This is a genomic window from Halomicrobium sp. HArcht1-1, from assembly GCF_058933285.1.
Map to the genome: position 1 here is coordinate 1,803,313 of NZ_JBZYDL010000001.1, position 19,698 is coordinate 1,823,010.

The following is a 19,698-nucleotide window of genomic DNA, read 5'->3' on the forward strand; positions in this document are numbered from 1 at the left end:
GCTGATCGGGATACGTCTCCTGCAAACCGGGCGGTACCACCGCTTTAGACGCCGACGTACTATCTTTATCTACCTTATACATCTACCAATAACTATTATATACGTACGGTATGGACCTGCTACGTATCGTATGTTCATCACGACCAGGAGGCGCGTTATCGATGTTTGACTGGCGATCGACGAACTCGACCGAAGCGGAGACGCGCTCGGACGGCGGCGAGGCGGTCGAAGACGACGAACAGGCACGAACGAGACAAGAACTCGAACGGCAACTCTCCGAGGCACGCGCGCAGCGTGACGAAGCGATCGAGGACCGCGAACGGATTCAGGAGACTCTGACAGCGGAACGCGAACGAGCAGAGACACTGGAGCGTGCGATCGAGGATCTGACTTCGGTGGTCGCGGCCAACGCCGAGGGAGATCTGACGGCGACGCCCGGCGACGCCGACGTAGCAGTGGTCTCGGAACTGTACAGTGCCTACCGGGATCTCCTCGCCGAGTGGCGCGACACCGTCGAGACGGTCTCGGTGTTCGGCGAGCAGGTGGCGTCGTCGACCGAGCAGGTCGACGAGCGTCTCGACTCCGTGAAAGGTGCGAGCCGCGAGGTGAGCGAGGCTGTCGACGGCATCTCGTCGGGCTCCCATCGACAGAGCGAGCGGATCAACGACATCGCCGACGAGATGGAGGCCCTCTCGGCGACGATCGAGGAGATCGCAGCGTCGGCCAACGAGGTCGCGACGGCGACCGGCGACGCCGCGGCCCAGGGCGATCAGGCCCGGTCCTCGGCGACGGAGGCCAGATCCGAGCTCGAACAGCTCGCGGCGCGCTCCTCGGAAACCGTCGAGCAGATCGAGCGGCTCAACGACCTCCTGACCGAGATCGAAGACATCGTCGAGTTCATCACCGACGTGGCCGACCAGACCAACGTTCTCGCGCTGAACGCGAACATCGAGGCCGCCCGCGTGGGCGAGGACGGCGAGGGCTTCGGCGTCGTGGCCAGCGAGGTCAAAGAGCTGGCCAGCGAGACGAAGCGAGCGACCGCAGAGATCGAAGAGTCGATCGACCGAGTCCACGAACAGGCCGAGGCGACCGTCGAGACCGTCCACGAGACGAGCGAGAGCGTCGACCGGACACACGACACCGTCGAATCGGTGACCGACGGTCTCGAACGCGTCGTCGAGCAGGTCGAGGAGATCGACACGAGCATCCAGGAGATCGACGAGGCCACCGACAGTCAGGCAGCGTCCACCCAGGAGATCGTCTCGATGGTCAACGCCGTCGGCGACATCAGTGACGACACCGCCTCCGACGCCGAGGTCGCGGCGACGGCAGCCAGGACACAGACGACCGAGCTGGCCGAGGTGTCGACGCGCGTCTCGACGCTGGCCGAGCGGGCCGGCACGCTCGAATCGACGTTCGACGACTACGAACTCGCCGACGAGACCGCGGACGAAGACGCGACCGTCGTGGAGTTCTGGCACGCGATGGGCGGCGAGAAGGGGCTGTTGCTGGAGGAACTGGCCCGCGAGTTCGAGGCCCAGACCGACGGCATCCAGCTCTCGCTGTCGTCGAAGGGGAGCTATCGCGGGACGCTGGACGCGGCACTGACGGCGGCCGAGAACGGATCGCCACCGGCGATCGCCCAGATCTTCGAGATCGGGACCACGCGAGCGCGCGACAGCGGCCAGTTCGTGCCGGTCGAACAACTGCTCTCCCGGGAACACGTCGATTCGCTCCTCGACCCGGTAGCGAACTACTACCGGTTCGACGGGACGTTGCACTCGCTCCCGTTCAACGCCTCGAATCCGGTCCTGGTGTACAACCGCGACGCGTTCGAGCGCGCGGGACTCGATCCCGACCGGCCGCCCGAGACGCTCTCGGCGGTGCGGGACGCCTCGGAACGCCTCGTCGACGCTGGCGTCTCCGAGTACGGCATCACGTTCGCGAACTACTCGTGGTTCGTCGAACAGTGGTTCGCGGAAGCGGACGAGCCGCTGGTCGACAACGACAACGGACGCGCCGGACGACCGACGACGGCGAACCTCGGGAGTCAGTTCGGCCAGTCGCTGTTCGAGTGGTGGCGCGACATGTCCGAATCGGGGTATCACTACGACCCCGGCATCGAGGCGCGAGGCGCTGCCAGAACCGCGTTCCACGACGGAGACGCCGCGATGCTCATCGGATCGACCTCCTCGCTGACGGGGATCGAGTCGGGCGCGACGTTCCCGGTTGGAACGGGGCGATTCCCGGTGCTCGACGACAGGACGGGCGTGCTGGTCGGCGGCGCGTCGCTGTGGGTCGGTGCCGACCACTCGACGGCCGTCCACGACGCAGTCGGCGAGTTCCTGACCTGGCTCACCCAGCCCGAACAACAGCAGCGCTGGCACCGCGAGACCGGCTACTTCCCGGTTCACGAAGGGGCGATTCCGGAACTGCGGGCGGCGGGCTGGTTCGAGGAGAACACCCACTACGCGACGGCACTGGACCAGCTGATGGAAACGACCGACACGATCGGGACCCGCGGAGCGCAGATCGGCCCGTTCGACACGGTTCGGACGATCATCGAGGAGGGCGTCGAACGGCTGTACACCGCGGACTCGACGGCCGAGACGCTGGAATCGATCGACGAGCAGATCGCAGCGACGCTGGACTCGTACCAGTAGCGGTCGTTTCTGCGGGTGATTTACTGACGGTTGGACAGCGCCAGTAACATTTATAATGATCGCCTATGTTGTTTATCGGTAGAGCGGAACAGCAGATAAAGTTCCGCCCCACGGAGTACACAACGATGCCAGACACATACGTCGGTGCGATCGATCAGGGGACGACGGGTACCCGCTTCATGGTGTTCGACCACAGCGGCACCGTCGTCGCCAACTCGTACGAACAGCACGAACAGATCTATCCGGAGCCCGGTTGGGTCGAACACGATCCGACCGAGATCTGGGAGAACACGAAAGCCGTCGTCACTGCTGGCCTCGACGCCGCCGACCTCGATGCCACACAGCTCGAGGCGATCGGGATCACGAACCAGCGAGAGACCACGATCGTGTGGGACAAAGAGACCGGGCGGCCGATCCACAACGCGCTGGTGTGGCAGGACCGACGGACGACCGACCGCGTCGAGGAACTGGAGGAAGCGGGCAAGATCGAGATGATCCGCGAGAAGACCGGGCTGGAGGCCGACGCCTACTTCTCGGCGACAAAGACCGAGTGGATTCTCGACAACGCCGAACCCCTCAAGCTGGAGAGCTCTCGCACGCGCGACCTCCGTGAGCGTGCCCGCGATGGCGAACTCCTCATGGGGACGATCGACTCGTGGCTGATCTACAACCTCACGGGCAACCACATCACCGACGTGACCAACGCCTCTCGGACGATGCTCTACGACATCGAGGGGCTGTCGTGGGACGCGGAACTCCTCGAAGAGTTCGGCGTTCCCGAAGCGATGCTCCCCGAGGTGCGTCCGTCCTCCGACGAAGCGACCTACGGGACCACCGACCCCGACGGCTTCCTCGGTGCCGAGGTCCCCGTCGCCGGTGCCCTGGGCGACCAGCAGGCCGCCCTGTTCGGTCAAACCTGCTTCGACGCCGGCGACGCGAAGAACACCTACGGCACGGGCTCGTTCTACCTCATGAACACCGGCGAGGAGGCCGTCGAGTCCGATCACGGGCTCCTCACCACGATCGGCTTCCAGATGTCCGGCGAACCCGTCCAGTACGCGCTGGAGGGGTCGATCTTCATCACGGGCGCGGCGATCGAGTGGCTCGAAGACGTCGACCTCATCAAGAACGCCGCACAGACCGCGGAGCTCGCCCGCTCGGTCGATTCGACCGACGGCGTGTACATGGTGCCGGCCTTCACCGGGCTCGGCGCGCCACACTGGGACGGGCGCGCGCGCGGGACGATCGTCGGGATGACTCGCGGGACCCGGAAAGAACACATCGTCCGTGCGACCCTCGAATCTATCGCGTACCAGACCCGAGACATCGCCGAGGCGATGGAAGCCGACTCCGGCGTCGAGACGACGACGCTGCGCGTCGACGGTGGGGCCGTCAAGAACAACTTCCTCTGTCAGCTCCAGTCCGACATCATCCAGACGGAGATCTCTCGGCCGGAAGTCGACGAGACGACCGCGCTCGGCTCGGCTTACGCCGCCGGCCTCGCCGTCGGCTACTGGGATACGATCGACGAACTGCGGGACAACTGGCAGGTCGACCGCAACTTCGAGCCCGAGATGGCACCGGAGCAGGCAAACAAGATGTACGGACGCTGGGACGACGCCGTCGAACGCTCGCGGGACTGGGCACAGGAGGAATAACGAATGCTCGAGGTCCTCCTGCAACTGCCGATCATCGACATCACCGCCGAGCGCTTCGCCACCCTGCTCATCGCGGCACTGGCCGGCGGTGCGTTCGGTGCCGCCCTGGGTGCGCTGCCGTCGTTCATCTTCACGGGGTTCGTCGTGTTCCTCGGCGAGGGGATCGCGATTCTCCAGCGAGAGATCGGCAGTCTCCCGGACGTTCCGGACGGCGAGTTGGCCACGGGTATCACCGGCGTCATCGGCTTCGGGATGGTCACCGGCCCGCACGTCGCCTTCGCTGGCGGCGTCGCCGCTGCGGCCTACGCCGGCAAGAAGTACCCCGAGATGGAGCCGGCCGGCTGGGACTACCACTTCGGGAAGAACATCTCCTTCGCTCACGGCACCAAGCCAGACGTGCTGGCGGTCGGGGCAGTGTTCGGTGCCCTCGGGATGATCATCACCCGCGTCATGGGCGGGATCGGCTTCCCGACCGACAACATCGCGCTGTCTGTCGTCGCGACGGCGTTCATCGCTCGCCTCGTCTTTGGCTACCCGCTGGTCGGCAAGGTGGCCGGATCGAGCCTGCTCGACATGTCGCCGTTCGAGCGCGAGGAACCGCGCCGGATGGCCGACGGCGGCGAAGTTCCGGCCGAGCACGAAGGGCGACTGGCGACCGAGCCGTGGCTCCCCCACCAGTACAAGTGGTCGGGCGTCACCGTGATCGGGCTGGTCACCGGCGTCCTGGCGGGCTACATCTGGCTGGAGACCGGGAGCGTCTTCCTCAGCTACGGTATCTCGGCGGCGAGCCTGCTCTTCCTCGCCCTCGGGATCGAGAAGATTCCCGTCACACACCACATGACGCTGGTCGGTGCCGTCGGTGCGGTCCTCGCGGCCGACGTGATCGCGAGCCCGCCGGTGATCCTGCTGGTAGCGGCCCTGTTCGGCGCGATCAGTGCGCTCCTGGGCGAGGTGACCCAGCGACTGTTCTACTCGCACTCGGGCACCCACGTCGACCCACCCGCGATGGCGATCGCGATCGCGATGCTGGCGGTCGGCGTCCTCTACCTGGCGAACGTCCTCCCGAACGCCGGCTACCTCGGACTCTGATCGCCACATCGACAGGAGAGATGGCACAGCTATCCACCCGGTTCGGCCGACGCGCTCGTCGTCCGACCGACGGGGACGACTGGATACCGGACAACCCGGGTCCTTTTAATAGTGTAGACGATATCACTCACAACGCCTCCCAGGATCGCTCATGGATATCGACGCGAGAATAAAACGACGACAGCGCCGGGGCGGTGGCCCTCGATTGATCCAGGACTACGAATCGCTGTCCCCGGTCGCACACATCGACGATCCGTCGGACCGAGGCCCCGTCTTCGAGCGACTGCTCGACCACCTCGATCCGGTGTTCGACGGCCGCTTACCGCCCAACGCCTACGTGTCGGGGCCGTTCGGCTCCGGGAAGTCGGCGATCGTGACGGCACTGTTCTCGCGGCTGGGCCGACTCTCGACCGAACAGCGGTCAGTCATCCACACGAGTACCCGCGCGGCAGCGCCGCCCTCTCCGGAGTTCGTCTACGTCGATCTGCGTGAGACGACGAGTCGGTTCGCGTTCTACCACCGCGTGCTCGACGGACTCGTCGACGACCGGGTTCCCGAACACGGGATCAGCACGTCGGAGCTTCGCCGTCGGCTCCACGAGATGCTCGGAGCCGCGAGCATCGGCGTCGTGATCGCCGTCGATCACGTCGGCGAACAGGGCAGCACCGACGCCGAGGCGCTGATCGACCTCTTCGCGGGGCTGCCCAGCAACGTGAGCTGGCTGGCGATCGGACGAGACGACCCCGAAGAGACACTGTTGACCGAGTACACGGCGACGACGATCCCAGTCGAGCCGTACCGTCGACAGATGCTCGTCGACGTGTTGATGACGCGTGCCTCGGACGGACTCGCTCCCCAGGCGCTGAGCCACGAACAGGCCCGTACGATCGCCGAGTGGGCAGACGGCAACGCACACGACGCGCTGGCGGCGCTGTTTATCGCGGCCGACGACGCGAGTCAACGGGAGGGGACGCGCGTCGGCCAGGACGACGTCGAGGCCGCAATCGAGCAGATCCCACGGCCCTCGGTGTCGCTGGCGAGAGTGCTCGCGCTGCCAGACAACAAACAGCGCGTCCTGCGAGAAGTCGTCGAACTCGATTCGGCCGATCGAGAGTCCGTCACCGCGACCACGGAGGCGATCGCCGCGAAAGCGACCGTCGACCTCTCGCCGGGAACGGTCAAGCGGTACCTCTACGAGATGGCCGAAGGCGGAATCGTCGAACGCGTCCAGTCCGGCCTCGAAAGCGGGAAGGGGCGACCGCCCAGCCGCGTGGAACTGCGCTTTCCACCGGCGGCGTTTCGCCGCCTCTACGATCTGGAACGGGGCTGACCGCCTCGGCGATTACCGCTCGCCGGTGCCGTCGGTGATCGCCGAGGCGAGCGCGCCCATGACGACGATGTCTTCGCCCAGCGTCGTGAGCTTCACGTCCGGGATGTTTCCGAACACCATCTCCGAGAGTTCGTCTCTGATCGGGTCGAGGACGGCGTCGGGGTTGTTCAGCGCCACTGCGCCACCGACGTAGACCACGAGCGGGGCGTACGCCTGGACGACGTTTGCGATCCCGATGGCGTTGAGGTGGCCGACCTGCCCGATGACGTACTGTGCGAAGTCGTCGCCGTCCCGCGCACGGTCGAACACGTCCGCCGCGTCGAAGTCGCCGCTCTCGATCGGGAGCGCCGTCTCCATCCCGTCTTCCGTGTGGAGCTGCATCGCGTACTTCGGGATGTTGTTGCCCGAACAGTACGCCTCCCAGTGGCCGTCCGAGCCACAGCCACACGTCATCACGCCGGCCGGGTCGAGAGTCATGTGCCCGACCTCACCGGCGTTGCCGTCCCAGCCGTCGACGACGTTGCCGTCGACGGCGACGCCGGCACCGATCCCCGAGGAGATCGTCAGGTACACCATATCGTCGGGGTTCCGGTCAGAGAAGAAGCGTTCGCCGATCACCCCGGCGTTGGTGTCGTTGTGCAGATACACGCGTTCCGAGTCGATCAGGTTGCCGACGGGGCCGGTCAGCGGGATCCGACCGATGGAATCCGGGAGGTTCGCTGGTCCCTCGACGATCCCCTCGGCGAGATCCAGCGGTCCGATCGATCCGATACCGGCGGCGACGACGGAACTTGGCGATACGTCGGCGTCGTCACAGGCGTTGCGGAGACAGTCGAGGATCGCCTCGGTGACGGCGATCCCGTTCGGCCCTCGCGGTGTGGCCTGCGTATCTGACCCGAGTTCGCGGGCGGACTCGTCGCCGACGACAACGCGGATGTTCGTCGCGCCGAGATCCACCCCTGCGTATGCGGCCATGATATTGGATGGGTGAACCCTTCGATACTTAACTGCACATATTCACACCGCCGACTGTCTCTCTGTGACGCATTTTCTCGTCTCGGGTGGACAATACGGTAAAGCAGTGACGGCCAGCGATCTCACTGCCGGCTCGTGTCGCTACGAGCGGTCGTCTTCGGTGGTGTCCTCGTAGACGATGCCACGCTCTGCGTCGAGCGTGACCTGCGTTCCGTCCGCCAGGTCCGGGAGTTCGGCGTTGGCGATCATCGGGATCGAGAGCTCGCGCGCGACGATCGCAACGTAGCCCGTCGTCCCGTCGTGGGCGTCGACGATGCCGCCGATCCGTTCGACCTCGCCGTCGAACTCGCCGTCGAAGTCCGCAGCGATCGAGATCACCGCACCGTCGGGCACGTCGGAGAGGTCGCCGTCGGGCACGTGATAGACCGGCCCCGACACCAGCCCGTCGACGACCGAGCGGCCGTTGGCGATCCGTTCGGCCGCGACGTGGACCTTCAGGAGGTTCGCCGTGTTCATCCCTTCGAGTTCGGTCATCATCCCGGAGAGGACGACGACGGTGTCGCCGCCGTCCGCTGCCTCCGTGTCCAGGGCCGCCTGCGCGGCGTTCTGGATGATCGCGTCCGCACCCTGGGTCGTGTACTCCGTCGAGACGGGGATGATCCCCCACGAGAGGGCGAGCTGTCGCCGCACCTCGTCGCTGGGCGTCGAGGCGACGATCGGAATCGACGGCCGGTACTTGGCCGACTTGAGGGCGGTGTAGCCGGATTCGGAGGCAGCGACGACTGCCGAAGCCCCGATGTCCCGGGCGAGGAACCGGGCGGACCGCGCCAGCGCGTCCGTTCGCGTCTCGCCCGCGGCCGGGACCTGTTGCTCGCGATTCTGGTCGTACTCGGGGGCCGACTCGACGTCGCGAACGATGCGGTCCATCGTCTCGACGACGCGGACCGGATTGTCGCCGATCGCGGTCTCGCCCGACAGCATCACCGCGTCGGTGCCGTCGAGGACGGCGTTGGCCACGTCGGAGGCCTCCGCGCGGGTCGGCCGGCGCTCGTGGATCATCGAGTCGAGCATCTCCGTCGCCGTGATGACCGGCACGCCTGCTTCCTGGCACTTGCGGATGATGCGCTTCTGGAAGATCGGCACGTCTTCGAGCGGGCACTCGACGCCGAGGTCTCCACGCGCGACCATCACGCCGTATGCGGCGTCGACGATCGAATCGAGGTTCTCGACCGCGCCGGCCCGCTCGATCTTGGCGATGATCGGGATGTCGATGCCGCGCTCTTCCATCTCGGCCTCGATCTCGTAGATGTCTTCGCCCGAGCGGACGAACGAGGCGGCCACGAAGTCGGGCTCTTTCTCCGCGGCGACGTCGAGTTCTCGCCGATCGTTGTCCGTGACGGCGGGCAAGTCCAGCTCGACGCCGGGGACGTTGACGCCCTTGCGGGCACCGAGTTCACCGCCGTTCTCGACGGTCGCGTAGACGGAGTCGCCGTCGACGCGGTCGACCGTCGTCTCGATCCGACCGTCGTCGAGCAACACGCGATCGCCCGGCTGGACGGACGTGATCGACAGCGAGAGGCCGACGCGCTCTGGCGTCGCCTCGTCTGACTGGACGAACTCGACCGTCGAGCCCTCGTCCAACTGGATCGGCTCGCGGATCGGAGCCGTTCGCACCTCTGGACCCGGCATGTCGAGCATCGACGCGACCGGCCGCTCCGTGGTCGCGTCGACCTCTCGGATTCGGTCGATCATCTCGCGGCGGTGCTCTGGCGTGCCGTGGCTGGCGTTGAGCCGTGCCACGGACATACCGGCCTCGGCGAGACCGCGAATCTGCTCGACCGACTCCGTCGCCGGTCCCAGCGTACAGACGATCTTCGCGCTACGCATCGGGTCGTCCTCCGTCGATTGCAGAGAGCTTCCGAACAACCATACGAGAGCGTACCCGGTCAGGGGATAAGAAGGTTATCGACCAGTCGAATACTGCAGCCTCGACGCAGTGGGTCACCGAGAGATGTCCGCGGTTCCGCCCTCGATGACGGCCGCCACCTCCTCCGGCGTCACGACGGCGATGTCGCCGGGGATCGACCGCTTGAGCGCGGCAGTGCCGGCGGCGTACTCCAGCGAGGTTTCGACGCTCTCGCCCGCGACGTACTGCGAGAGGAAGCCGCCCACGAAGGAATCGCCGGTGCCGACGGGGTGGGCGCTCGTCGCCTCGAACGTCGGCTGTTCGTGGATCGTCCCGTCGGCGACAGCCAGTGCCGGCTCGGACCCGCGCGTGAGGATCGTCACTTCGAAGTCGAACTCCTCGGCCAGTCCCCGGGCGATCGACGCCGCCTCGCCCGTGCGCCCGAGCACGTTCTCGGCGTCTCGCTGGGCGACGATCAACACGTCGACGTGGGGGAACAGCTCCGTGAGCGTCTCACGGGCGACGTCGGGCTCCCAGAGCTTCGACCGGTAGTTCACGTCGAAGCTCGTCAGCGTGTCGGCGTCGGCAGCCGCTTCGAGCAGCGTCTGTGTCGTCGCCGCCAGGGTCTCGGACAGTGCTGGGGTGATACCCGTGGTGTGAAACGCCGACGCCGAGCGGATTCGATCGACCGGGAGCTCGTCCGGCGTCGCCGTCGTCACCGCCGCGTCGACCCGGTCGTATATGACGTTGTTCCCGCGTGGGGACTCTCCCGATTCGAGGTAGTAGGTCCCCTGTCGCCCCTCGTCGCTCCAGACGATGTCGGTCTCGACACCGTGGCTCGCGAGCTCGCCGGTGACCCGCCGGCCGACCGGGGAGTCAGGGAGCTTCGACACCCACGTCGCGTCCAGGCCCAGCCGCTGTGTGGCGACTGCGACGTTGCTCTCTGCACCGGCGGCGCGAACGACGTACTGGTCTGCGGTTTCGATCCGTTCGTCGCCCGGCGGCGACAGCCGGAGCATGGTTTCTCCGAAGGTAACGAGATCCGTCATATAGGAGCGTCAACTCGCCCCCGGTATAAAATCCGCCGGATTCCCGAGTCGGGGGCCGACACTGTGACACACTCCAAAGGCTTTTGTATTCAAATAATACACACAAACCTATGCGAAACAGCGACGTGTCGCCAGCGGATGGCACAACGACGGGCGTGCCCGTTCGCGGCGAACAAGCTCTCACTGGTGGTGGGACACGATGAGCGACACAGAGTCGTCTTCCGAAGGCATCGTCCAGAAGATCACGCCAAACTTCATCAGGCGGAGCTTCGCGCTGAAGTTCGGGCTCGTCCTGCTGGTGATGGGGCTGTCGGTCGGCATCATCGGGTTCGCGGCGACCGAAGAGGTCCGGACCCAGACACAGGACAACGTCGAAGAACAGTTCCAGAACACGGCCGTCCAGCAGAGTGACATCGTCGAGCAGTGGGTCACACAGAACAAGCTGTCGACGAAGCTCATCTCGAATCAGGATCAGTGGGGTGACGACGAGACGGATCTCGAACTCGCTCTCGAAAACGAGCTGTCACGGCTGCCGGCCGACGCCAGGAACGTCCACCTGCTGGAGACGACGCCGTCGGGGTCGTCCGTCGTCGCCAGTACGAGCCTCCGTGCGGACTCGTCGGCGCTGTCGGCGAACCTCCGGTGGACGTCCGAGATGGAGCGCAGCGACGCCAGCCAGGTGCTCGTCTCTGACGTCTACCGCGACAGCCAGGACAGTGCATCGACGATCGGATTCGCCAGCCCGGTGCCGGCCTCCCAGAACCGCATCCTGGTCGTCGAGTACCGACTCGACGAACTCGCCGATTCGATCAATCCGGCCGAAGACGAGTCCGCGCGATTCACACAGGTCGTGGACAGCCACCGAACGGTCGTCGTCGACCAGGCCTACGCCGGCAACAGCGACCGAGAGGGGATGACGCTGTCGACGTACCCCGTCCAGCAGACGGTCGACGACGCGAACGCGCTGCGGGGCACACAAGAGAGCGCCAGCGTCAAGACGGCGATGGCACCCAACGGCGACCTCGGACTGAACGAGGAGTACACCGTCGGCTACGCGCCGGTCTCTGGAACTGACTGGGTCGTCCTGACCCACGCACCGTCCTCGACGGTGTTTGGCTTCGTCGAGGACGTGCAGCTGTACGGCCTGATCGCGACGGCCAGCCTTGTCGTCTTCATCGGCGGCATCGGTGCGGCCCTCGGCTGGAGCACCTCGTCGTCGATCGATACGCTCACCCGGAAGACCGAAGAGATGCGGGAGGGCAACCTCGACGTCGAACTGGACACGTCACGGATCGACAACATCGGCCAGCTGTACGACGGCTTCGCCGACATGCGTGACGCGCTCAGAGAACAGATCGACGAAGCCGAGCGCGCACGCAAGGAAGCGGAAGTTTCGCGCGCGGAAGCCATGGAGATGAGCAACTACCTTCAGGAGAAAGCCACCGATTTCTCCGTCGCCATGGAGCAGACCGCGGGCGGGGACATGACCACGCGAATGGAGCAGGACGGGGAGAACGAAGCGATGGACACCATCGCGAGCGAGTTCAACGCCATGATCGAGGAGTTGGAGAAGACGACCGGCCAGCTCAAGAGCTTCTCCGACGAGGTCGCGGAATCCGGTGACGTGGTGTTGCAAAGCGCCGAGTCCGTCCGTGACGCCTCCGAGCAGGTCGCCGAGTCCATCCAGAAGATCTCCGACGACGCCTACGAGCAGAAAGACCAGCTACAGACGATCTCCGAGGATCTCGACGAACTGGTCGAGACGCTCGAAGCCCTCGAAGCAGAGCAGCAAGCGGTCGACCTCGGTGACTCGCTCACCCAGTTCCGCGCCGTCGCGACCCAACTGCAGGAGGCTGCAGACACCAGCGAGCAGATGATGTCCGAGTCCGAGACCGTCGCCGGTGCCGCCGAGGAACAGGCCGCCGAACTCAACGAAGTGTCCTCGCGTGCCGAACAGCTGAAACGGTACGCTCGACCGCTCGGGGACATCCTCGACCGCTTCGAGACGGAAGCCGAACACGAGTTCGTCTTCTCCGGCGGACCGTCACAGACGACGCGTACGCAAGAAGAGAGCGAAGACTGACGACGCGGTTCCGTATTCTCCCGATCCGTCGTTTCGGTGCTGCCGTCGGGACCAGCACTTCTCGGCCTGACTGATACGCTGTCGTGTTCTATCGCTGGCTTCGTCTCCCTCGTGAGACGGGCGGGCTGGGACGACGCCGCGAATCGTGCGTCTCGAACTTCGGCACCACCGCCACTCTCGCCGTCTACGAGCGTCGGCGACGTTCTGAACTGGTCGCTCGACTCGCTGCTGGACTGACGTGCCTCTGAGACGTACTGTTCACTGCCGTTCGCACCCTCATTGCGTATAGCACTATGCGATTTATTTGTTCCACTGTGGCCACCTCCGACGGGCGGAAGTGACAAAAAACACCCACGCACAGCGACCGAAAGCGAGCAACGAGGGGAAAACGCCAGCGCCAGCATGACATCCACGGCCCGCTGCCGGGCAGCACCCGACGAGGACGGCCAGGTGCCCGTCGAGAGACCAGCGATAGGCTCGCTCGCACCGATCACCGCGGTACTGATGTGGCGTCGAGATCCGTCGCCAACCGCCACGCTGTAACGACGATCGACTGTGCCAGACAGCGGTGTCCAAATAGGGGCTGACCGAAGCAACTGGAAAGCACCGCAAGCCCACGCTGGGTGGACCCTCACGGTGTCGCCGGCCGATGGAACCGCGGCCCTTGCAAGAATTTCGCCGATACCTGTACGCGGCCGCAGCGCCGTTCGAACGGGCTGAGGAGCGGAGTCCTGGTGCAAGCACGCAGAGCGTGGTTCGAGAGGGCCGACGGCTCTTCCCCTCGACAGTGAGTCGCCGGACCGCAAGCGCGAGGGCGTCGGCGTCTACGAGTCGGCAGAGACCGCGGCTTCTCTGAACACGACCTTCCGGACTGCCGGTACATTCGTTATCCCGCCGCCTGTCGCTCGAATACTGGCTTCGCGGGCTTCGCCCGAACGCCGGTCGAGAACGCTCACTTCGATCGAGCCCCGCTACAAGCCACACACCGACCATGACGACAGACACGCCTTCTCCGGAGGTCGAATCGATCGTCGACTACGAGCGCCTTGCTGCGGACGATACGATTCCGTATCACGAGCAGCGAGACGTCGTCGACGCGGCAGTCGTCGAACAGGTGAGAGACCTTCCAGACCTCGCTTGCGTGGGCATCACGAACCCAGCGGGCGAGCTGCTTCTCCGACGGCAGACAGACACCTGCTCGTGGAAGCTCCCCGTCGAGAACGTGGCACCGGACGAAGAGTTCACGACTGCGATCGTCGATCACGTTCGGGCGACGATCGGCTTCGAGATCGGGCTGACGGCGATCGAAGGCATCTGGCAGGTCACCGTCGAAACGGACGACGGCGAACAGACCGCGACTCGGGGATTCGTCACCGTCCGCGGTGTCCCCCTCTCGGGAGAGTACGACCTCACCGCCGTGGAACCCACTGGTGAGTCGGTCCACGCAGCCGAGTGGTTCGACGAACTGCCCGCGGACGTCGACGCAGTTCCGGGCACTGACGTATTCTTGGACTGAGTGGCGGCGTCGAAGGGCGTCCGTCTCTCGGGACTGCTACCGTCGGCCGCAACACTGTGAACGGCTGGACGGCCACGAGGCCGAGATGACTGCCGACGGATACAGTCGGTGTGGACTCCCGGCTGTCGAGTGTCGCCGCGACGGGCAGCCGTCCAGTTTTCCATTCGGTCGTCGCTTACTTCGGACACAGAGAACGCTCAGAGCCGTGAGCGATCGGCACCGTAAGAAACCTCGTCCGACGCGACCGGTCGTGCAAGAGACACCTGCGTCGCAGAGTCTCCCCTCAGTCGCGGTGCTCCGACCGACGACAGTCGGCACCGTCCACAGCGAGCGGCCGCTGCTGACCAGATCGACTGGCGCTGTCGACGGATTGTGTTGCTACTGAGAGGGGAGTATTTATTTGTGTATATGATCTCCGCCGGGATCTGAAGTCATATACACAAATAACATACCTCAAGACGGCCGTTATAGGATGTCAGTACCACAGATAAGGTCATTTATCTGTGGGTGTGAGTTAGATTGATGTGGCTGGGAAGTGACGAGACCGACATGGCACGTGACGGCGACGTCGACACCTCCCGAGCGAGGATTCAGTCCTACGTTCCGACCTACCAGAAACAGGAGTGGCAGGCACACGCCGACGAACTCGACATGAGCCTCAGCGAGTTCGTCAGATCGATGGTACAGGCCGGGAGGCGTGGTTTTACCGTCGACTCGGTCGAAGACGGGTCGTCGACAGTGGAGAAATCCGGTGAAGGGGAACAATCGGACGCTGACCCCCAGGGTCAGCGTCTGGAAGACCGGGTTCTCTCGACCCTCGCCGACGGCGACAGCTACGAGTGGGACGAACTGGTCGCCGCAGTGACCGACGATATCGAAGCGCAACTGGACGAGACGCTACAGGAACTGCAAGCGCGCGACGAGATCAGATACAGCGGGCGCGAGGGAGGGTACGTCAAGAAATGAGCTCCGACACCGACGCCGTCGACGCGAGCGAGGACCCCGTGGGCTACTTCTTGGACGATATGACCTACCACGGGAAGACGGATCGGACGCGGGAGTACTACGAGCGCGTGCTCCGGGAGTTCGAGTCCTTCCTCGACAGCGGAGCCCGGCCGGTAGGACTGGGCGAAGCGACCCACCGGGACTGCATGGCGTACGTCCACGGGCTCAGAGACGAGCAGAGCGACTCGACCGTCGCGACGTACGCCTCCTACTTGCATCGGTTCTACGCGTACATGAACCAGGTCGGAACCTTCGAGGAGAACCCGATGGCGCTGGTGATGGAGGAGATGGACGAGACGATCGACACCGACCCCCAGCGCCGAGAGATCCCGATCCCGGCGATGCGGTCGTTCGTCCAGGACATCGACCACCCCATGGAGCGAGCGGTCGTCGTCACCCTGTTGAAGACCGGGATGCGTGCGGGCGAACTGTGTAACCTCGACGTTCGTGACCTGCATCTGTCCGAGTGTACGGTCACGGCGGGGACTGCGATTCGACCACAACTCGAAGAGCGCCCCGACTCGCTGTTCGTCTCGGCCGAGCCGGCGCGTGGCGCGGTCGTCAACGGCGAAGAGCGGACGGCCTCGAACAAGCGAAAGCGGGACACGACGATCCCCGTCGACGCGGAGTTGGGCGACGTACTCGAACGATGGTTGGCCGTCCGCCCGGATCCGAGATCGACCGCAGAGCCGCTGTTCACGTCGACGAGCGGAGACTGGGGGAAGCGACTCACGCCGGATATGGTCCACCACGTCGTCGAACGCCACGCACGCGACCGCGGCTGGTACCAGGACGGCGGCGACGCGGCCCAGAACGTGACGCCTCACTACTTCAGACACTTCTTCACGACACACCTCCGCGATCGAACGGGTGATCGGGGGATCGTGAAGTACCTGCGCGGCGACGTAGCCCAGGACGTGATCGATACGTACACCCACGAGTGGGGCGACCGCGTTCGCACCGTCTACGACGAACACGTGTACGATATTTGTTAACACTTATTGCCATTTTGTCGGCGACGCGGCGGCAGCTCGCAGACACGTAAACTGTATGCCGCTATATCAATGGTTGCGGTACAGATCGCACTCACAGGTGGGGAAACTGCCGGAGTGCGAGAGCACGAGGAGAAGAGAGCGATCGCGTGTCGGCGTCATACTGCCGGCTGTCCGTCTGTGAAGAGTTTCGCGACCCGTGGTCGCGATCGTGAAACAGTGACAGCCGGCAGTATCAGTCGAACCCGGCGAACTCCGAGCGGTCGACCGCGTCGATTGCCTCAGCGAGTCGCTCGACGGCGGGCTTGTCCCGACGGTCCGGCGTTGTGAGTACGCGGACCCGCTGTCGGCCCAGCGAGACGAAATCGAGTTCGAGCGCCGTCGCAGTCTCGCGAAGTCCGAGACCGGCGTCGGCGTCTCCGGCGGCGACTGCGCGTGCCGGGCTCTCGTCGCCGCTGGTCGTCAGGTCGTACCCAGAGATGTCGGCAGTCAGTTCGCTTCGAGTGACCTCGCGTTCGTCTGCGAGGGCGTCGAGATGGGCGTCGAAGCTGGTACGCAACCCGAATCCGGTCGCGAGATTGACCATCGATCCGTCGCCATCGATCAGCGACGGGACGCCTTCGATTCCGTCGGGATTGCCTGCGGGGACGACGAGTCCCCACTCGCGAGTCCAGCCGCCCAACTCGACGGCGTCCGCCGACTCTCCGGTCGGGCCAGCGGCGACCACCACGTCGGGGATACCCGCACGCAGTCGCCGCAGTGCCTCGTGCGTCCCGACCGGGAGAAAGCGGGGGTTGTCCAGCCCGTCGAGGAGCTGGGAAACCACGGGATCGGAGTCGCCGGCACACAGCACCGACGGAGGCCGAACGTCGGGCGAGAACAGCTCTACCGTGACGGCTTCGCCCGCGTCGAGGAAGGCCGTGTCGGCGGGCACGGTCACGGTTCCGTCCGCGTCGACGAGACTCGTCGTCGCGCCGCTACCTTTGTCGACCGGGTAGACGAGCAGGTCGCCGTCGCCGTTCTCGACGAGGCCGGCAGCCAGCAGCCGGCGGCGACCCTCTTCGGAGCGCTCCCGGACGACCATCTCGCCGGTGACGGTCGCGGTGGCGGGTTCGGGGAGGCCCGCAGCGTCGCGGATCTGCGGTGCGACGAACGTCCGGAAGATCGTCAGCGCAGAGACCGGATAGCCCGGCAGGCCCACGTACGCCGCGTCGTCGAGTTCACCGACCAGCATCGGCTTCCCGGGCTTGATCGCGGTCCCGTGCAGGAGGAGCGTCCCCTGGGCTTCGACGACGCTGTAGATCACGTCGACGGCGCTGGCGCTCGTCGATCCCGACGAGAGGACGAGATCACACTCCGTCGCGGCCCGCCGGAGCAGTCGCTCCATGGCCTCGTAATCGTCGCCGACGTGGGGGTACAGCTCCGGCGCGCCGCCGGCCTCCGCGACGGCCGCGGCGATCGTGTAGCTGTTCACGTCGTAGATCTGTCCGGCCTGGCTCTGGAGGGGTTCGCCCGGACGGACGAGTTCGTCGCCCGTCGAGAGGATACCGACCGTCGGCTTCGCCCGGACCGGCACCTCGTCGACGCCGAGCGCGGAGAGGAGTCCGATCTCGCGGGGAGTGAGCCGCGTTCCGGGGCCGAGCGCTCGGGTCCCTGCCGCGATGTCTGCCCCCGAGAGCATGATGTTCTGGCCGGGCGTGACTGCGGTTCTGATCTCGACGCCCTCGTCGGTCGTCGTCGTCCGCTCGACGATCACGACCGCGTCGGCACCGTCGGGCATCACCGCGCCGGTCGAGACCTCGACCGCCGTTCCGGGTTCGACCGAGACCGTCGGTCGCTCACCGGCGTGGACCGCGCCGGCCAGCGAGAGCGTCACCGGGCTCGCCTCGTCGGCGTCGAAGGTGTCCTCGGCCCGGACCGCGTACCCGTCCATGCTCGCCCGATCGAACCCCGGCACGTCCAGCGTCGCGTCGATGCGCTCGTCGAGGACGCGCCCGCGAGCTTCGTCGAGGGGGACCGTCTCGGCCCCGGGATCGATGTCGAGGCCGTCGACGACCTCGTGTGCGCGCTCGGGCGTCGCGAGGTCACGGAACTCCTTGCGGTCGCTCACGGCGACCACTCCCAGTCCTCGACGGCGACAGTCCGACCCGCGTCGTACCCCTCGCTGTCTTCTGGAACGACGACCCAGCCGTCCGCCAGCGCGACACTGGAGAGGACGCCGGCACCGCTCGCTCTGGTCGGTGTCGCCGTCTGCTCGTCGCCCTCGCCATCCAGCCGGACCCGGACGAACGAGCGCGTCCCGATCTCGCTGGCGACCTTTCGCTCCAGTCGGGCCTCCGTCACCGGTGGCTCGCGCTCGGGGAGGTGTGCGAGCGTCTTGAGGGCCGGCCGGAGCAGCTGGACGGCGTTGACGATCGTCGCCACCGGGTAGCCCGGCAACACGAGGATCGGCGTCTCCTCGACGCGGCCGACGGCGACCGGGTGGCCGGGCTTGAGCGCGACGCCGTGGACGGAGACGGACCCGAGATCGTCGACGACCGCCGGCAAGAGATCCCGCTCGCCGACCGAGGAGCCGCCGGTCGTCACGATCAGGTCGTGGTCGAGGTCCCGCTCGATTGCCCTCTGAAGCGCTGCCTCGTCGTCGGTGACCACGTCGCGGTACGTCGGTTCCCCTCCCCACCGCCGGACGTACTGAGCGACGGTCTGGCCGTTCGTCTCGACGACTTCGCCCGGTTCCGGATCGGACTGGACGAGTTCCTCGCCCGTCGGGACGACGCTGATCCGCGGGCGCTCGAACACCTCGACGGTCTCGACCCCGAGTGCCTTCAGCAGTCCCAGATCGGAGGGCCGGAGCTGGTGGCCGGGATCGAACAGGTGCTGTCCTTCCGCAACGTCGTCACCGACCGGCCCGACGTTCTGGCCGCTGGCGACGGCGTCGAACACCTCGATCCACCCGTCGTCGGCCTCGACCTGCTCGACCCGTACGACCGCGTCGGCACCCGACGGCAGTTCGCTCCCGGTGTGGACGCGGCGGGCGGCGTTCGGACCGACCGACTCCGATCGCTCCAGTCGGACCGGCGACCGGCGTGTCGCTCCGAACGTGTCCTCGGCCCGGACGGCGAAGCCGTCCATGGCCGCGCGCGGATAGTGTGGCACCGGCCGCCGAGCCGTGTGTTCGCTCGCGAGTGCCCGGCCGTCGGCGTCCGCGATCGGCACGTCCTCAGTTCGGGACACCGGCGACAGCGAGTCGAGCAGTCGCTCGCGGGCCGGTCCGAGCCGCGTCTGCTCTCTGAATCCGACGCCCCGAGGGTCGTCTGTCATACTCGAACACAGGCCGCCAGAGGGCAAAAAGCTACGACTTCGCGAGCCCGCCCGCACGGCGTTGGGCCGGACGCCGTCCGGTCGACCGGGCAAACGGCGACCGGAGTTCGG

General features: G+C 66.0%; 13 protein-coding genes. 8 read left to right on the top strand and 5 right to left on the bottom strand.

The genetic code is table 11. The features are described from left to right. Nucleotides 1-161: 161 nt before the first annotated feature. The 4 genes from AC5FRZ_RS09485 to AC5FRZ_RS09500 all read left to right on the top strand — a co-directional run bounded on the left by AC5FRZ_RS09485 (nucleotide 162) and on the right by AC5FRZ_RS09500 (nucleotide 6,740). Nucleotides 162-2,663 carry an extracellular solute-binding protein gene (locus AC5FRZ_RS09485; RefSeq protein WP_493564456.1) on the top strand — a complete coding sequence of 834 codons (2,502 nt, stop codon included), beginning with the start codon at nucleotides 162-164 and terminating at the stop codon, nucleotides 2,661-2,663. A 125-nt stretch (nucleotides 2,664-2,788) separates the two neighbouring features. Then, nucleotides 2,789-4,321 (top strand): glycerol kinase GlpK, encoded by a 1,533-nt coding sequence (gene glpK, locus AC5FRZ_RS09490; protein ID WP_493564457.1) that lies wholly within the window; start codon nucleotides 2,789-2,791, stop codon nucleotides 4,319-4,321. Between the two features lie 3 nt (nucleotides 4,322-4,324). Then, nucleotides 4,325-5,410: a DUF7973 family transport facilitator gene (locus tag AC5FRZ_RS09495; protein WP_170094473.1), complete on the top strand. Its 1,086-nt coding sequence runs from the start codon at nucleotides 4,325-4,327 to the stop codon at nucleotides 5,408-5,410. Between the two features lie 151 nt (nucleotides 5,411-5,561). Next, nucleotides 5,562-6,740: a Cdc6/Cdc18 family protein gene (locus AC5FRZ_RS09500; protein WP_170094474.1), complete on the top strand. Its 1,179-nt coding sequence runs from the start codon at nucleotides 5,562-5,564 to the stop codon at nucleotides 6,738-6,740. A 12-nt stretch (nucleotides 6,741-6,752) separates the two neighbouring features. Here AC5FRZ_RS09500 and AC5FRZ_RS09505 read toward each other — a convergent pair whose 3' ends face one another. The 3 genes from AC5FRZ_RS09505 to kdgK1 all read right to left on the bottom strand — a co-directional run bounded on the left by AC5FRZ_RS09505 (nucleotide 6,753) and on the right by kdgK1 (nucleotide 10,670). Beyond that, nucleotides 6,753-7,715 carry an ROK family protein gene (locus tag AC5FRZ_RS09505; RefSeq protein ID WP_153553578.1) on the bottom strand — a complete coding sequence of 321 codons (963 nt, stop codon included), beginning with the start codon at nucleotides 7,713-7,715 and terminating at the stop codon, nucleotides 6,753-6,755. Between the two features lie 141 nt (nucleotides 7,716-7,856). Continuing rightward, on the bottom strand, nucleotides 7,857-9,602 hold the full coding sequence (gene pyk, locus AC5FRZ_RS09510; RefSeq protein WP_493564458.1) for a pyruvate kinase: 1,746 nt from the start codon (nucleotides 9,600-9,602) through the stop codon (nucleotides 7,857-7,859). A gap of 114 nt (nucleotides 9,603-9,716) precedes the next feature. Beyond that, on the bottom strand, nucleotides 9,717-10,670 hold the full coding sequence (gene kdgK1, locus AC5FRZ_RS09515) for a bifunctional 2-dehydro-3-deoxygluconokinase/2-dehydro-3-deoxygalactonokinase (protein WP_493564459.1): 954 nt from the start codon (nucleotides 10,668-10,670) through the stop codon (nucleotides 9,717-9,719). A gap of 199 nt (nucleotides 10,671-10,869) precedes the next feature. Here kdgK1 and AC5FRZ_RS09520 point away from each other — a divergent pair, with 199 nt between their 5' ends. From AC5FRZ_RS09520 to AC5FRZ_RS09535, 4 genes are all read left to right on the top strand, one after another. Next, nucleotides 10,870-12,753, top strand: a complete 1,884-nt coding sequence (locus AC5FRZ_RS09520; protein WP_170094477.1) for a HAMP domain-containing protein — start codon at nucleotides 10,870-10,872, stop codon at nucleotides 12,751-12,753. 991 nt (nucleotides 12,754-13,744) lie between these two features. Then, on the top strand, nucleotides 13,745-14,269 hold the full coding sequence (locus AC5FRZ_RS09525) for a hypothetical protein (protein ID WP_493564460.1): 525 nt from the start codon (nucleotides 13,745-13,747) through the stop codon (nucleotides 14,267-14,269). A 549-nt stretch (nucleotides 14,270-14,818) separates the two neighbouring features. Further along, nucleotides 14,819-15,235 (top strand): DUF5805 domain-containing protein, encoded by a 417-nt coding sequence (locus AC5FRZ_RS09530; protein ID WP_153553582.1) that lies wholly within the window; start codon nucleotides 14,819-14,821, stop codon nucleotides 15,233-15,235. Beyond that, nucleotides 15,232-16,269, top strand: a complete 1,038-nt coding sequence (locus AC5FRZ_RS09535; RefSeq protein ID WP_170094480.1) for a tyrosine-type recombinase/integrase — start codon at nucleotides 15,232-15,234, stop codon at nucleotides 16,267-16,269. Before AC5FRZ_RS09530 ends, AC5FRZ_RS09535 begins: the two co-directional genes overlap by 4 nt. 232 nt (nucleotides 16,270-16,501) lie before the next feature. On the opposite strand, the gene AC5FRZ_RS09540 is transcribed toward AC5FRZ_RS09535, so the two are convergent. After that, nucleotides 16,502-18,376: a molybdopterin biosynthesis protein gene (locus AC5FRZ_RS09540; RefSeq protein ID WP_493564461.1), complete on the bottom strand. Its 1,875-nt coding sequence runs from the start codon at nucleotides 18,374-18,376 to the stop codon at nucleotides 16,502-16,504. Beyond that, a complete protein-coding gene (locus AC5FRZ_RS09545; protein WP_170094482.1) occupies nucleotides 18,373-19,587 on the bottom strand; it encodes a molybdopterin molybdotransferase MoeA in 1,215 nt (404 codons plus the stop codon). The genes AC5FRZ_RS09540 and AC5FRZ_RS09545 overlap by 4 nt, the downstream gene beginning before the upstream one ends. Between the last annotated feature and the right edge of the window lie 111 nt (nucleotides 19,588-19,698).